Source organism: Mycobacterium sp. OAE908 (genome assembly GCF_017872775.1).
GTDB lineage: Bacteria > Actinomycetota > Actinomycetes > Mycobacteriales > Mycobacteriaceae > Mycobacterium.
The window spans coordinates 1,442,774-1,457,441 of the sequence record NZ_JAGGJL010000001.1 but is presented as its reverse complement, the minus strand read 5'-3'; the positions used below and the strand labels follow the sequence as shown (position 1 = coordinate 1,457,441).

At 67.8% G+C, this 14,668-nt stretch carries 14 protein-coding genes; 5 read left to right on the top strand and 9 right to left on the bottom strand.

Features of this window, described 5'->3' with window-relative positions:
* Positions 1-56: 56 nt before the first annotated feature.
* The gene (locus tag J3E61_RS07060; protein ID WP_210083079.1) at positions 57-3,698 is read right to left on the bottom strand and encodes a hypothetical protein; all 3,642 of its coding nucleotides are present in this window, start codon (positions 3,696-3,698) and stop codon (positions 57-59) included.
* On the opposite strand from J3E61_RS07060, the gene J3E61_RS07055 reads away from it, so the two are divergent.
* Positions 3,652-4,299 carry a hypothetical protein gene (locus J3E61_RS07055; RefSeq protein ID WP_210083078.1) on the top strand — a complete coding sequence of 216 codons (648 nt, stop codon included), beginning with the start codon at positions 3,652-3,654 and terminating at the stop codon, positions 4,297-4,299. The genes J3E61_RS07060 and J3E61_RS07055 overlap by 47 nt on opposite strands.
* Before the next feature lie 152 nt (positions 4,300-4,451).
* Here the strand turns inward: J3E61_RS07055 and J3E61_RS07050 are convergent, their stop codons facing one another.
* Entirely contained in the window at positions 4,452-5,228 is a 777-nt protein-coding gene (locus J3E61_RS07050) for a class I SAM-dependent methyltransferase (RefSeq protein ID WP_210083077.1), read from the bottom strand.
* Between the two features lies 1 nt (position 5,229).
* Here J3E61_RS07050 and glpK point away from each other — a divergent pair, with 1 nt between their 5' ends.
* Positions 5,230-6,783 carry a glycerol kinase GlpK gene (glpK, locus tag J3E61_RS07045; protein ID WP_192724528.1) on the top strand — a complete coding sequence of 518 codons (1,554 nt, stop codon included), beginning with the start codon at positions 5,230-5,232 and terminating at the stop codon, positions 6,781-6,783.
* Positions 6,784-6,798: 15 nt separating this feature from the next.
* Here the strand turns inward: glpK and J3E61_RS07040 are convergent, their stop codons facing one another.
* The 5 genes from J3E61_RS07040 to J3E61_RS07020 form a co-directional block, all read right to left on the bottom strand.
* The gene (locus J3E61_RS07040) at positions 6,799-7,044 is read right to left on the bottom strand and encodes a hypothetical protein (RefSeq protein ID WP_210083076.1); all 246 of its coding nucleotides are present in this window, start codon (positions 7,042-7,044) and stop codon (positions 6,799-6,801) included.
* 142 nt (positions 7,045-7,186) lie between these two features.
* The gene (locus J3E61_RS07035; protein WP_210083075.1) at positions 7,187-8,059 is read right to left on the bottom strand and encodes an oxidoreductase; all 873 of its coding nucleotides are present in this window, start codon (positions 8,057-8,059) and stop codon (positions 7,187-7,189) included.
* Between the two features lie 50 nt (positions 8,060-8,109).
* A complete protein-coding gene (locus J3E61_RS07030; RefSeq protein WP_210083074.1) occupies positions 8,110-8,850 on the bottom strand; it encodes a helix-turn-helix transcriptional regulator in 741 nt (246 codons plus the stop codon).
* A 150-nt stretch (positions 8,851-9,000) separates the two neighbouring features.
* Positions 9,001-9,348 carry a hypothetical protein gene (locus J3E61_RS07025; protein ID WP_210085463.1) on the bottom strand — a complete coding sequence of 116 codons (348 nt, stop codon included), beginning with the start codon at positions 9,346-9,348 and terminating at the stop codon, positions 9,001-9,003.
* A gap of 107 nt (positions 9,349-9,455) precedes the next feature.
* Positions 9,456-10,034: a PadR family transcriptional regulator gene (locus tag J3E61_RS07020; protein ID WP_210083073.1), complete on the bottom strand. Its 579-nt coding sequence runs from the start codon at positions 10,032-10,034 to the stop codon at positions 9,456-9,458.
* A 55-nt stretch (positions 10,035-10,089) separates the two neighbouring features.
* Here J3E61_RS07020 and J3E61_RS07015 point away from each other — a divergent pair, with 55 nt between their 5' ends.
* From J3E61_RS07015 to J3E61_RS07005, 3 genes are all read left to right on the top strand, one after another.
* Positions 10,090-11,421, top strand: coding sequence for a carotenoid oxygenase family protein (locus J3E61_RS07015; RefSeq protein WP_210083072.1), 1,332 nt, complete (start codon positions 10,090-10,092; stop codon positions 11,419-11,421).
* Between the two features lie 95 nt (positions 11,422-11,516).
* Positions 11,517-11,891 (top strand): hypothetical protein, encoded by a 375-nt coding sequence (locus J3E61_RS07010; protein WP_210083071.1) that lies wholly within the window; start codon positions 11,517-11,519, stop codon positions 11,889-11,891.
* Positions 11,892-13,049, top strand: coding sequence for a cation:proton antiporter (locus J3E61_RS07005; RefSeq protein ID WP_210083070.1), 1,158 nt, complete (start codon positions 11,892-11,894; stop codon positions 13,047-13,049).
* On the opposite strand, the gene J3E61_RS07000 is transcribed toward J3E61_RS07005, so the two are convergent.
* Entirely contained in the window at positions 13,019-13,978 is a 960-nt protein-coding gene (locus J3E61_RS07000; protein WP_210083069.1) for an AraC family transcriptional regulator, read from the bottom strand. The genes J3E61_RS07005 and J3E61_RS07000 overlap by 31 nt on opposite strands.
* 9 nt (positions 13,979-13,987) lie before the next feature.
* Positions 13,988-14,623 carry a TetR/AcrR family transcriptional regulator gene (locus J3E61_RS06995; protein WP_210083068.1) on the bottom strand — a complete coding sequence of 212 codons (636 nt, stop codon included), beginning with the start codon at positions 14,621-14,623 and terminating at the stop codon, positions 13,988-13,990.
* Positions 14,624-14,668 lie beyond the last annotated feature (45 nt).

The following is a 14,668-nucleotide window of genomic DNA, read 5'->3' as shown; positions in this document are numbered from 1 at the left end:
CCGAGGTGTTTCTACGCCGACACGCCGCGATTGGTGGACTTCAAGGTGTCGCCGGACTAGCCGTCGGCACCGTCGCTGCCGTTGCTGCCGCCGCCGCTGCCCGTGCCGCCGCTGCCACCGGGCCCGCCGGGCGAGCCGTGCCCGCCGTCGCCGCCGTCTCCGCCGTTACCGGTGGCGGCGTCGGTAGTGACGGTCGACCCACCGTCGCCGCCCGCTCCGCCCGGGGCGCCGGTGCCGTTGCCGCCGTTGCCGCCGTCGCCTGCGTTGGCTGTGGCGCCGCCATGGCCGATGGCTTGGCCGCCGTCGCCGCCGTCGCCGCCGGCACCCACAGTGGTGCCGCCACTGCCGCCGTCACCGCCGATGCCTCCGGTCGCGGTGGAATTCATACCGCCTTCGGCCTGACCGCCGATGCCGCCATCGCCACCATCACCGGATTTGCCTGCGGCACCGCCGTTTCCACCCGCACCGCCGGTGCCCTTGCTGATACCAGTGGTGCCTTTGCCGCCGTTTCCGCCGTCGCCGCCGTCGCCGGTTTCGGTGCCGCCGCCACCACCGTCGCCGCCGGCACCGCCAGTGGCCGCGTGGGTGCCGTCGCCGCCGAAGCCGCCGTCACCGCCTCGTCCGCCGTCGCCGTTGATGCCGCCATTGCCGCCGTCACCGCCGGCGCCGCCGACCGTGACTCCTTGGTCGGGATCGGCGTTGCCGCCGTTGCCGCCATCGCCGCCATCGCCGTCGCCACGGGCATCGCCGCCGCGGCCGCCCGCTCCGCCGGTGCCGGGACCGTTTTCGGTGGTGCTTTCCCTGCCGACCGAGCCGCCGTTGCCGCCGTCGCCGCCGTCACCGCTCTGCGTGCCGCCCTTGCCGCCGGCACCGCCGTCACCGCCAATGCCGCCTTTGACACCCTGGCCAGCGCCACCGTCACCGCCCCTGCCGCCGTTGCCCTGGATCGCCGCGTCGCCGCCGACGCCACCATCGCCGCCCACGGAGCTGCCGAACACGCCGCCGTTGCCCTCACCGCCTGCTCCGCCGTCTCCCGCGTCACCGAAGTAAGAGGCGCCGCCGTCACCGCCGTGCCCGCCCTTGGCGTCTCCGCTGGACGTTCCGCCGATCTCGCCCTTGCCGCCGTCGCCGCCGTTGCCGCTCTGCTGGCCGCCGGATCCGCCGGCACCGCCGTCACCGCCGGTCGCGTCGCCGCCGCCGAGGGCGATCGCCTTACCGCCGGCGCCGCCTGCCCCGCCGTCACCTGCGGTGAGCACGCTGCCCCCGGCGCCGCCGGCGCCTCCCGTGGCGCTGGCGCTGTCGGTTCCCCTGGCCTCCCCGCCCGTACCGCCGGCACCTGCTGGGCCGACGACGGCTTGTCCGCCTGCGCCGCCGTCACCGGCGCTGGCCTTGGCGTTGCCGTGGCCGGTGGCTTTGCCGCCTGCACCGCCGACTCCGCCGGCACCCTCGGTGGTGCCGCCGCTGCCGCCCTCACCACCCTTGCCTCCGGTCGCGGTGGAGCTGAAGCCGCCTTCGGCCTCACCACCGATGCCGCCATCGCCGCCACCGCCGGATTTGCCTGCGGCACCGCCGTTTCCACCCGCACCGCCGGTGCCCTTGCTGACACCGCTGGTGCCCTTGCCACCATTTCCGCCGTCGCCGCCGTCGCCGGTTTCGGTGCCACCGGCACCACCGTCGCCGCCGGCACCGCCAGTGGCCGCGCGGGTGCCGTCGCCGCCGAAGCCGCCGTCACCACCCTTGCCGCCATCGCCGTTGACTCCGGCATTGCCACCGGCACCGCCCCCGCCGCCGACATTGATTCCATTGTCGGAATCGGCGAAACCGCCGTTGCCGCCGTCGCCGCCGTTCCCGTCGCCACGGGCATCACCGCCGCGGCCGCCCGCTCCGCCGGTCATGTCACCGGTTTCGCTGGTGGAGTCGCGGCCCGAGCTGCCGCCGTCGCCGCCGTCGCCGCCGTCACCGCTGACCAGACCGCCCTTGCCGCCGTCGCCGCCTGCGCCGCTGATGCCACCGCGAACGCCGTTGCCGTTGCCGCCGTCGCCGCCCGTGCCGCCGTCACCGACGCTCAATGCATCGCCGCCGTTACCACCCCTACCCGCGATCACGTGTCCGGCGAAGCCGCCCTCGCCGTCGCCGCCGTCGCCGCCGTTACCGCCGTCACCGCTGACCGACCCGCCGTTTCCGCCGGCACCGCCGTCACCGCTATTGCCGTTTATCGCCCTGCCGCCGGAGCCGCCGTCACCGCCGTTGCCGATGGCGCCACCGTTTCCGCCGTCGCCGCCGTCGCCGGGTGTGGATCCCTTCGGTGCACCTGGCGCGGCCGCGTCGAAACCGTCGCCGCCGTCGCCGCCGCTGCCGGCCGGACCGGTTACGCCCGTACCGCTGCTTCCATTGGCCCCGCTGCTGCCCCCGGTACCACCGGTGCCGGGAGCGCCGCCGAGTCCCGCGGCCCCGACACTGCCGGGGTCGCCGCCGTCGCCGCCCGCTCCGCCATCGGGCGATGCGACATCACCGTCGGCCCCGTCCCCTCCGTCGCCAGGTGCGCCCGCGTCGCCGCCGTCGCCTCCCTCGCCGCCGTCGCCGTTGACGCCCACTCGGCCGAAAAATGCGCCTCTGCCTGCCGCGCCGCCTACTCCGCCGGTGCCACCGGCCCCGCCGCTACCGCCGTCACCACCGTCGCCGCCGCCCTCTCCCGCGGTGGTGGCGGTCAGGCCCTGCGCGCCGTCGCCGCCGCCGGCTCCGTCACCTCCGGTGCCGCCGACGCCACCCGATCCGCCGTTGCCGAACAGGGCAAGTCCGCCCGCGCTGCCGCCGGCGCCACCCGCGCCACCCGCGCCACCGTCACCGCCCGACGATCCCGCTTCACCCGGATCGATACCGTCCACGCTGGCCGCGCCCGCTGCACCGGCACCGCCGGCGCCGCCGTCACCGCCACTGCCGGCCAACGACAGCAGGCCCGCATTCCCGCCTGCGCCGCCCTTGCCTCCTGCGCCGTCGTTGACTCCGGTGATCCCGGCGGCGCCCGCGCCGCCGTCACCGCCGCTACCCAGAATCAGGCCACCTAGGCCGCCGCGGCCACCATCGCCGTTGTTGACACCGGCCAATCCGGCGCCGCCGTCACCGCCGTTGCCGACCAGACCGGCGTTGCCGCCTGCGCCGCCATTGAAGCCGCTGCCACCGCTGCCGAGCAGCAATCCGCCGTTGCCGCCCCGGCACACGCTGGCACACGTGCTGGCGTCATAGCTGAACCCGCTGCCGATCAGAAAGCCGCCGTTGGGGTGGGCGGCGGTGCCGTTGCTGATGAACACGGCGACGAAATCACCGATCAGGGAACCGATGTCGGATACGGCCGGCAGAGCGGCGACATCGGGAGCGGCCAGCGCGGACGTATCGACGGGTGGGTTGGCGGCCGATCCGATCAACGCGTTCGGTTGTCCAGCACCCGAAGCGATGGCCAGGCTGTTGCGCGCCAAATCGGCTCCGCCGGGATCGACGTCATCGAGCCGATCGTGCGTCGCCGGCTGCCCGAGTTCGCGTCGCACGAATGCCAGCGCCGCCCACGTGAACGGCAGTTGTACCGGGGTCTCGGGGTCGGTTCCGGTGGCCTGCGGACCGAGGCCCAGCGACGACAGGAGCCCGGCCACCAGGGCGGTGACGACGTTCGGCGAGGGCGCGGCCGTTGTGGTGGGTGTTGCCACCGCCGCGGCCGGCAAGTCGGCGAAAGTCGGCGACGACAGCGTGGCTGCCGTCGGCGCCGATGACGACGAACCTGATGGGGCTGCCGACAGGCTCGGCGCAGCCACATCACTGCGGGCCGGAGTCGAAGCTGACGACGTCGGGGCGGGCGAGGATTCCGAAGTGGGGGTCGACGGGCGAGCCGTCTTAGTGGTCGAACCGGTCGCGGCGCCCTTACGAGGGACCCGGCGTCCGCCGGTGCCGTTTGTCGATGTGCCGCCAGTCGATTTGGGATTTCCTGCCGAGCTGGTCGATCCACCCGGTGATCCGGTCGTGGTTGTCGAGCCGGATCCGGTGGTGTCGGCGCCGCCCGTCCCTGAGGGTCCGGGCGGGTCCGATGCGGTCGGCGAACCGCCTGAGACGTCCCCGCTGCCGGCGCCGGCCGCGCCGCCCGACGGTGATGTGCCTGCCGACGATCCGGTGTCCGGAGAATCCGTATGCGTCGTTGTCCCCGACGCGGAGTCGCCTGATCCGGTGGTGTCGGCAGAAGCTATCGGCAGTGTGGAGGCGATCGCCGCGCCCACGCCAAGGGCCACCGCCAGCGCGCCCACCCGACCGACATAGTGCGAATTTCCCACGACGTTCCTCCGCCCTGACGCACAGCAAACGCCGAACGGGCGCTATGCACTCGGTCGGAACGCTAGAGCGATACGACCGCGGAAGAAATCAGGTATTCACCTGACAAATTTTGCGTATCGGGGTGGACGTACCGGCGATCAGCGGGGTGTGGTGACTCGGCGGCTGGCCACCGCGATCTGCGGATTCATCAGTCCGCCGCGCAGTTCCACCTCTATTTGCGGATCGGCGTGCGCGGCGAGTGCGCGCAGCGCGGACGGGCTGTAGCAGCGCAGTGAGCTGATCACACCGTCGTGGACGAACGGCACGATCGGCGCGAGCGGCAGCATTGTCGCCAGCCGGATGAGGTGCAACGGCGAAGGCGGCCGCGGCAGGTCGATGATCACCAGCTTGTCGGCAACGCGGGTGCCTTCGGCGAACACCTGCGCAGCCTGGCCCGGCGGCAGGTGATGGAACGAGAGCGCGAACACGACGAGGTCGAAATACCCGTCGGGCGCGTCGATTTCGGTTGCGTCCATCTCCCGCACTTGCGCGCGTGGATGCGCACCGAGGTCGCTCTGCTGGATCGCCTTAACGGATTGCGCTTCGACGTCGGTCACCGTGAGCTCTGCGGTCGGATGCCATTCGAGGAGCTTCCGCGACAGGCCACCGTGGCCGGAGCCCAGTTCCAGGATCTTCGGATCGGGCACGTCGGCTACCTCGTCGAGCACGATCTGCGCGAATTTCTCAGTGTTGCCGAAAAATTCGCCCGCCCATTCGAGTGCGCGAATGACGCTGCGCTTGGTCTTGTCATCGACGTCGTCGCGGTCGAGGTACTCCGAGCGGTCGGTCTGCAACAGCCGGTCGAGGCAGGAGGCATCCGGCCCCCCGCGGGGCATGCGGTCAATGTCAGTGATCGGTGCAGCCATGTAGACCATGATGGTCGATTGGAATCGCCGTCAGGAGGGAGCGGGAGTGGCCGAGTTCGTAGCCGCCGTTGACCAGGGCACCACCAGCACGCGGTGCATGATCTTCGACCACGACGGCGCCGAGGTCGGGCGCCACCAGCTCGAACACGAACAGATCCTGCCCAAGGCCGGCTGGGTTGAGCACAACCCCGTGGAGATCTGGGAACGCACCGCGTCGGTGATCCAGTCGGCCCTGAACAAGACGAAGTTGTCGGCTCCCGACCTGGCCGCGTTGGGCATCACCAACCAGCGCGAAACCGCACTCGTGTGGAACAGACGGACCGGGCGGCCGTATCACAACGCGATCGTCTGGCAGGACACCCGCACCGACCGCATCGCCTCGGCATTGGATCGCGATGGCCGCGGCGACGTGATCCGGCGTAAGGCCGGCCTGCCACCGGCCACGTATTTCTCCGCAGGCAAAGTGCAGTGGATTCTGGACAACGTCGATGGTGTGCGGGCCGATGCCGAGAACGGCGACGCGCTGTTCGGTACCCCTGACACCTGGGTGCTGTGGAATCTCACCGGAGGGCCGCGTGGCGGCGTGCACGTCACTGACGTGACCAACGCCAGCCGGACCATGCTGATGGATCTGGAGACCCTCGACTGGGACGACGAGTTGTGCTCGTTCTTCGGGATTCCGCGCCAGATGCTGCCCGAGATCAAACCGTCGTCGTTTCCCGAGTCATACGGCGTCACCCGCGACGACGGGCCCGTCTCGGGGCAGGTACCGATCACCGGGATACTCGGCGATCAGCAGGCCGCGATGGTCGGACAGGTCTGCCTGGACGCCGGTGAGGCCAAAAACACTTATGGCACAGGTAATTTCCTGCTGCTCAACACCGGCGAAAAGATCGTGCGCTCCGAGAACGGACTGCTGACCACCGTCTGCTATCAGTTCGGTGACGCCAAACCCGTTTACGCCCTTGAGGGTTCGATCGCGGTCACCGGCTCGGCCGTGCAGTGGCTTCGCGACCAGTTGGGCATCATCAGCGGCGCGGCACAGAGCGAAGCGCTTGCTCGTCAGGTCGACGACAACGGAGGCGTGTACTTCGTCCCGGCTTTCTCGGGATTGTTTGCGCCGTACTGGCGTTCGGATGCCCGCGGCGCAATCGTCGGCCTGTCGCGGTTCAACACCAATGCCCACCTGGCACGCGCAACCCTCGAGGCGATCTGCTACCAGAGCCGCGACGTCGTCGACGCGATGGAGGCCGACTCCGGTGTGCACCTCGAAGTCCTGAAGGTCGACGGAGGCATCACCGCCAACGATCTGTGCATGCAGATCCAAGCCGACGTGCTCGGCGTCGACGTGGTCAAGCCCGTCGTCGCCGAAACGACCGCCCTAGGTGCGGCGTACGCGGCGGGCCTGGCCGTCGGGTTTTGGGAGAACCCCGACGACCTTCGCGCCAACTGGCAGGAGGACAAGCGCTGGTCACCCGCGTGGAGCGAGGACCAGCGCTCGTCCGGTTACGCGGGTTGGCAGAAGGCCGTGCAGCGCACGCTGGACTGGGTCGATGTCGACTGACCGGGTGCTAGCGCGCTAGATGCACGCCCCGAACACGCAGACGCCGCCCCAGGGTTCCCAGCCGCCGTTCCAGCCACCTGGAACAGGGTCGCCGTTCCATCCGCGGTTGTCCCATCGAGGACCGTTCCACCCGTGCCCATGGTGGCCGTCGCCGTACCAATACCCTGGGTCGGCGCTTGCGACGCCAGCACCGACTCCGAGCGCCCCGGCCGCAAGACCACCGGCGACTGCCAGTGTTGCGAAGATCTTTGCGGGTTTCATCGTTGATCAACTCCTTCCGCAGCGTTTGATCACTAGTTGTATTAGCTAGGCTAATTATACTTCGCGCATCGGACTGATGTTGTCCGACAAGGTGATTCAGCAGCCGCGCGGAACCGGGTATTCCCCGTCCCCGAAATGTGATCTATGCCGCGTCGTCGAGTTGCGTCCTGGTGTCGTCGTCCAACTCGATCTCGGCGACGGCGGTGTTCTCCTCGAGATGCGCCACCGATGACGTACCGGGGATCAATAACACGTTGGGCGCCACCGACAGCGTCCACGCGAGCACGATCTGGGCAGGCGCGCGGCCGAGCTTGTCGGCTTCGCTGCGCACCGCCGGGTGATTGAGCACCGGGTTGTCGGGCGAGAAGCCCGAACCGAGCGGGAAGAACGGGACGAACGCGATGCCGCGGTCCAGGCAGGCGTCGAGGACGGGTTGCGATGTCCTGTCGAGGAGGTTGTAGGCGTTCTGCACGCACACGATGTCGGTGCGGTCGAGTGCGATCTGCAAGTGCTCGAGGCAGATGCTGCTCAGCCCGATCCCGCCGATCAATCCTTCGTCGCGGGCCTTGATCATCGCCGACAACTGGGCGTCGAACAGCTCGCGGTCGACAGGGCCGACCGCCGTGGGGTCACCGGAGTGGATGCGCAGATTGACCGCGGCCAGCCGGTCGACGCCCAGCGTCTGCAGGTTCGTTTCGATGTCGGCCCGCAGATCGTCGGGCTCCTGCGCGGCAACCCATGTCCCTGCGTCGTCGCGGCGGGCGCCGACCTTGCTGACCAGAGCGAGATCCGCGGGGTAGGGGTAAAGCGCTTCGCGGATCAGTTCGTTGGCGACATCGGGGCCGTAGAACTGCGCGGTGTCGATGTGGTTGATGCCCAATTCAATTGCGCGCCGCAGCACGGCCAGCGCCTGATCGTGATCGCGCGGCGGCCCCAACACCCCGGGGCCGGGTAGCTGCATGGCGCCGAATCCGACGCGGCCAACATGGAATGAGCCCAACGGGAAGGTTTGCATAGTGAATGCGTACACCAGTCCCGCTGGACTTATTCCCTGCAGTTGACTAGTCAGTCTTCGCCGAGGATCCCGTAGATCTCACGGCGGGCATTGTTGACGATGTCGACGATGCGCTCCTGCTGCTCATCGCTGGCCGTGTGCGCCGACTGGGCGACCGCGCCCATCAGCTGGCCAATTGCGGCGCGCAGGTTCAGGTGTCCGGGCGCTTCGTCTTTCCAACCTTCGGCGATCTCGTCCCATGGCGGGGTCTCGATCTTCTCGGCCGTGGCGCGGCCCTCGGCGGTCAGCTCGAAAAGCTTTTTGCTGCCTTCACTTTCGGTTCCGGCAATCAGTCCCTCGTCCACCAGCAGTTGCAGTGTCGGGTAGACCGAACCGGGGCTTGGTCGCCACAGGTTCTGGCTTCGCTCGGCGATCTCCTGGATCATCTCGTAGCCGTGCATCGGCCGCTCGGCCAACAGTTTGAGGATCGCGGCGCGGACGTCACCGCGCTTGCCGCGTCCTCGACCGCCGCGGCCGCGGCCGCGCGGACCTCCTGGGCCGCCGAAGCCGAACCCGCCGAAACCGGCGCGGGGATCGAAGCCGAACTCGAAGCCGCGGCCGGGTCCGAAGGCACGACCGGGGCCAAAGCCTGCCTGAAAATCGGGCCCGGCGTCGTGCTCGCGTAGGTGGTCGCGAAGGTGTTCGCGGAAGTCGCGACGGGCTTGGCGCCGCTGCTGATGAAATGCGCGCCGATCGCCGGGGCCGAAGCCGAAGCCGAACGGACCGTGAGGTGGTGTGAATGGGTTGGTCACTTGATGGTTCCTTACGTTTGTGATGGATGCGCCTGATGCGCTACCGATACGTTTACGATATATCGGAACCTATCGCGATGCAACGCCTAAAGCGCCGCAAACGTGGTGATCGGGATTTGCGTCGCGACCACCACGCTTGGCGGCTGGCACTCAGTAGGTCGGGTTGAAGTAGTCAACGCCGCCGACGGGGCATTCCACCTGGGCTTTCCAGGTGGTGCCGGTCTGGATGCCCGGAAACCAGAGGTTGTGGGTCTGGTTCGCCTGCAGATAGAACGGCACCTTGTACACCGGCAACGGCTTCACGGTCTGCCAGCCGAACCACGGTTCGGCACTGTAGAAGCACAGGCCCTCGCTGCCCGTCGAGTGGATTTCGACGGTCACGCCGGCCGCATCGCTAGCCGTGTTGAGCGAGGTCGCCGCCTGCGCGCTGCCCGAGCCGAGAAACAGCATCGCCGGTGCGGCCAGGGTGGCCGCGACTGCACCGAGTACAGCGGTGATGGACTTCTTCCGAGTGTTGGTGTTGTTGTTCACTTCTTGCTCCTTTGTGTGGTCGCGACTCCCGTTGAGCCGCTTTCACAGGTAGGAGCAGTCAGGTCGCGCGGGTCTTACATTTTTTGAGAAGAATTTTTGCGGGCGCGATTTCCGCCCAGCCGCGGCGCTACCGGTGCGCGCTTGTCGATCTGCTGCGCCAGCCAGTTCGCCCAATCCGCCTGCATCGCGTTCATCCGCAGTCCGTACTCGAGGGCGGCGAGGCCGTAGAACGCCCCCTCGTCATCGGCCCAGTCGATGGAGGCGCGCAACTCTTCGAGGCGCTTGACCTCGGCTTCGGCGTGCCCGGCCATCGCCATCACGTGGCCACGGGCGTCCTCGGGCGGTACTTCGCCAAGCAGGAACACCCTTAGCAATGCTGCGCTGCGAAATGGTGGATCATCGTGCGGGCTGTTCACCCACCGCCGCAGTTCGGCACGCCCGGCGTCGGTGATCCGGTACTCCTTGCGCCCGCGCGCGCCGACGGCGGACACCTCGATCAGCCCCGAGTCCGCGAGCTTGTTGAGCTCGCCATACAGCTGGCTCTGCGTGGCCGGCCACACGTTGGCCATCGACTTCTCGAAGTGTTTGAGCAGGTCGTATCCGCTGCCCGGTTCCTGGGCCAGCAGGCCCAACGCCGCCATCCGCAAACTCACGCACGAAGCATACTCCACTCTTGACATGTCACTATAGACATGTCATGTTTGGGGCATGACCGATACCACCTCGACGCTGTTCGGCACCGGCGAGTACTTCAAGCGCGACAACTACGCTCCGGTGACCGACGAGTTGACCGAGTTCGACCTGCCCGTGGAGGGCGCCATCTCTGCCGAACTCGACGGCTGGTACCTACGCAATGGACCCAACCCGAGGCAGGCGACCGCGCACTGGTTCACCGGCGACGGCATGATCCACGGCGTCCGCATCGAAAACGGCCGCGCCGCCTGGTACCGCAATAGATGGGTGCGCACGGACAGCTTCAAAGAGGACTTCCCGCTCTACAACGCCGATGGCACCCGCAACCTGCGGGCCAGCGTCGCGAATACCCACGTCGTCAACCATGCAGGCAAGACACTGGCGCTCGTCGAATCGTCACTGCCCTACGAGATCACCAACGAGCTGGAAACGTTGGGCGCCTACGATTTCGGCGGCAAGCTGGTCGATTCGATGACCGCGCATCCGAAGATCTGCCCGACGACCGGGGAGTTGCACTTCTTCGGCTACGGCAGCATCTTCGAGCCCTACGTGACCTATCACCGGGCCGACGCACATGGTGAGCTGACCATCAACCGGCCGCTGGACACCAAGGCGCACACCATGATGCACGACTTCGCGCTGACTGCCGAGCACGTCGTCTTCATGGACCTGCCGATCGTGTTCAACCTCGACGTCGCGATCAAGGGCGAAGGCGACATGCCCTACCGGTGGAGCGACGAGTACGGTGCGCGGTTCGGCGTCATGCGGCGCGACGACCCGTTCGGCCCGATCCGGTGGTTCGACATCGAGCCGTGTTATGTGTTCCATGTCGCCAACGCCTACGACGATGGGAATTCGATTGTGCTGCAGGCGGTTCGCTATCCCGAACTGTGGCGCGACAGCGGCGGGTTCGACTCCGACGGAGTGCTGTGGAGCTGGACCATCGACCTACAGGCGGGCACGGTTGCCGAACGGCAGCTCGACGACCGCGCGGTGGAGTTCCCGCGCATCGACGACCGGTTGGCGACACTTCCCGCCCGTTACGCGGTGTCTGTCGGCGACGCGCGTCTGGTCCGTTACGACCTGACCACCGGAGCCGCGGTCGAGCACCCGTTCGGCACGGCGGACTCGCCGGGCGGACCAGGGGAGGCGGTGTTCGTGCCTTCGGCAGCAGGGCCTGCCGATGAGAGCAGTGGCTGGTATCTCGGCTACGTCTACGACCCGGCGCGTGACGGCAGCGATCTGGTGATCATCGATGCATCGGACTTCGCCGCGCCGCCGGTAGCCAGAATCAAGTTGCCGCACCGAGTTCCGTACGGCTTCCACGGCAACTGGATCGGCAACTAGGCCGAAACACAGCCGGTTGCCAGAATTGCGCTGTCGCAGCGTACTTGGCAGCTTTCGATGGCAAGGGGTCAGCGGGCTGAGTAACGTGTCCGGCCATGGCGGTGAAGTGGCTGGCCGAACCCGAGGCCCACGATTACGACGCGGCGGCGGCGTACCTCAGCATGCTCGCGGAGGACGACGCTGTCGACAAGACCGTGGCGGCGCTGAAAAAGGCCAAGCCCGTCTCTCAGAAGGCCAAGGATATTCTGCGCGCGGCCGGACTGAAGCTGTTACCTGAGACCAACGCCCATGTCCGGGCCGACTTGGCGAAGATCAGCGATGGCAAGAAACTGTCGCCCATTCTATTGGTGCGGGGCAGCGCCGTCGGGGGTTGTTCGTTGCAGATCGCCGACGGCTACCACCGGGTCTGTGCGAGCTATCTGACCGACGAAAACACCAATATCCCTTGCCATTTGGTGTCTTGGCAATAGATGTCCGGGTTCGGCTTCGACACGCTGGCCGTGATAGCCGTCATCGGCGTTGCGGGGCCGCTGCTGGCGTCGATGCCGCGGTTCGGCGTCCCGGTGGTCATCGGTGAACTGGTCGCCGGTCTTGTGGTCGGGCGGACGGGTTTCGGCATCGTGGACCATACGGATCCGACGTTCACGTTATTGGCCAACGTCGGCTTCGCGTTGGTGATGTTCGTCGCCGGTACGCATGTTCCCGTGCGGGACAAGACATTGCGGTCATCGGTTCCGAAGGCGCTGCTGCGCGCGGTGGCGGTGGGCGCGGTGGCCGCTGTGGTTTCAGTCATGCTGGCGGAGATCTTCGGCACCGGACACGCAGCGGTCTACGCGGTGCTGATGGCGTCCTCCTCGGCTGCGTTGGCGCTGCCGGTGATCGATGCGCTGCGACTGGATGGGCCGCCGGTGCTGTCAGTGACTACCCAGATTGCGATCGCCGACGCAGCCTCGATCGTGTTGCTGCCGTTGGTGATCAATCCTGCGCAGGCGCCACGCGCTGCGCTGGGCGCGCTCGCGATAGCGTGCTGTGCCGCGGCAGTCTTCTTCGTGCTGCGCATCGCCAACCGGCGCGGCTGGCGCAGGCGGTTGCACCGCTACTCGCACAAGCGCCGGGTCGCGCTGGAACTTCGGCTGAGCCTGATCATCCTTTTCGGGCTGTGTGCGTTGGCTCTGAGCACGCACGTATCGATCATGTTGGCCGGCTTCGCTCTTGGCCTCGTGGTGTCCGGGGTCGGCGAACCGCACCGGCTGGCACGGCAGCTGTTCGGCATCACTGAAGGCTTCTTCGGCCCCCTGTTCTTCGTCTGGCTGGGTGCTTCACTGCAAGTTCGCGAACTCGGCCACCATCCAGCCCTCATTCTGCTCGGCCTTGGCCTCGGTGTGGGTGCGCTGCTTGCCCACGGCCTGGGCAGCTTGTTCGGCCAGCCCCTGACGCTGGCCGTGCTGTCGGCAGCACAGCTCGGGGTACCGGTCGCCGCCGCAACCCTGGGCACCGAACAACATCTGTTGGCTCCCGGTGAGCCGTCGGCGTTGATGCTTGGCGCATTGGTCACGGTGGCAACCACGTCGATCGCTTCAGCGGTGGCTGCCCGTGGTCAGAGCGCCTCGACCGCTGCGCCCGGGTAGGCGGCGTCGGCGCGGTAGGTGTTCGGGCTGACTCCGTAGGCGCGTTTGAACGCGCTGCTCAACGCGAACGGGGTGCTGTATCCGACGTGCCGCGCCACCGCTGCGATGGTGGACTGGCTGGACCGCAACAGATCCGCGGCCAGCGCTAGCCGCCAGTTGGTCAGAAACGAGATGGGTGGCTCGCCGACCTGCTCGGTGAACCTGCTCGCGAATACGGCCCGCGAACTACCAACCGCCGCAGCAAGATTCGCGACAGTCCAGGGATGGCCAGGATGGTTGTAGATCAGCTTCAGCGCAGGGCCGACCACCGGGTCGTGTTCGGCGTGCCACCAGGTCGGGGCGTTCTCGTCGCGGTCGAACCACGTGCGCAGCACGGCGATCAGCAACAGATCCAGCAGTCTGTCGAGATACGCCTCCTGACCGGGCCCATCGTGGCCCGCCTCGGTCGTCAGCAGATCGACCAGCGGCGTTTCCCAATCGTCGGCCCGCAGCACCAGCACAGCGGGCAACGCCTCGAGTAGGCGCGTGCTGACCTCGCTGCGGCCCTCATACGCACAGATCACCGAGCGCGTGGCACCCGATGAACTATTGCCCCACGTCCGCACGCCGAGCGACATCTCGAACTTCAGGCTTTCACCGGACAGCGTCGTGCACCGCTGGCCCGGATGGATGACGACCATCGGCGTGGTGGCCGGGTCGTCGGCGAAGACGTAATGTTCGGTACCGCGGGTGAGCGCGACGTCGCCGGGGCCAAGCCACAACGTTCCGCTGTGCTCACCGAGGATCACCGCGCGGCCGTGCGTCTGGCAGATAAGCGTCAGCGGCGCATCGTCTTTGATGCTCATCGACCACGGCGGGTCCATCATCATCCGCAACACGAAAGCGCCTCGCGCTCGCACACCATCGAGCAGCCCGACCACGGCGTCCACGCCGCGAGCCTAACCCGTGTGCACCTGGTAGGCGGCCAGAAAAACCTGTACACCCGCACGGACATGGTGCTCGATGTCGATATCCGCCAACACCTGCGACCCACCGTAGAACAACGCCTGGTCGATCGATCGTCCGACGATCAGGAACGCGAAATGCTCTGCGGCGACGGCAGGTTCAGCGACGTGCAGGAGGCCACGCCGATGCAGCGCCGCGAAGCAGGCGGCGAAGGCGGACAGCGTGCGGGCGGGTGCCTGCGTGTAGTAGAGCTCGGCCAACTCGGGCACCCGGTTGGCCTCGCCGACGACCAGCCGTCGCAGCTGAACGACGGGCTCCTGCAACACCGCCCGAAGATAGTCGGCGGCCAGCGCGGTCAATTCGGTTTCGAGATCGGCGGCGTCCGCGAGCGCCGCAATCCTGTCGAGGAACGGTGCCACCGTGTCGTTCAAGGCTTCGTTCACAATGCTCAGCAGCAGTTCGTGCTTGTCGCCGAAGTGCTTGTAGACCGTCTGCTTGGAGACCGCTGCCAAGGCGGCAATCTGGTCGACGCTGGTGCCCCCGTAGCCGTTGCTCAGAAACAGGTCTCGTCCCGCTTCCAGGATGGTCAGTCGCTTGCGCGCGGAGCGACCGAGTACTGCCTCGGGCATGCGGCACTCCCTTCAGTACTGGACAGTCTAGTTCTGCGATGAGTA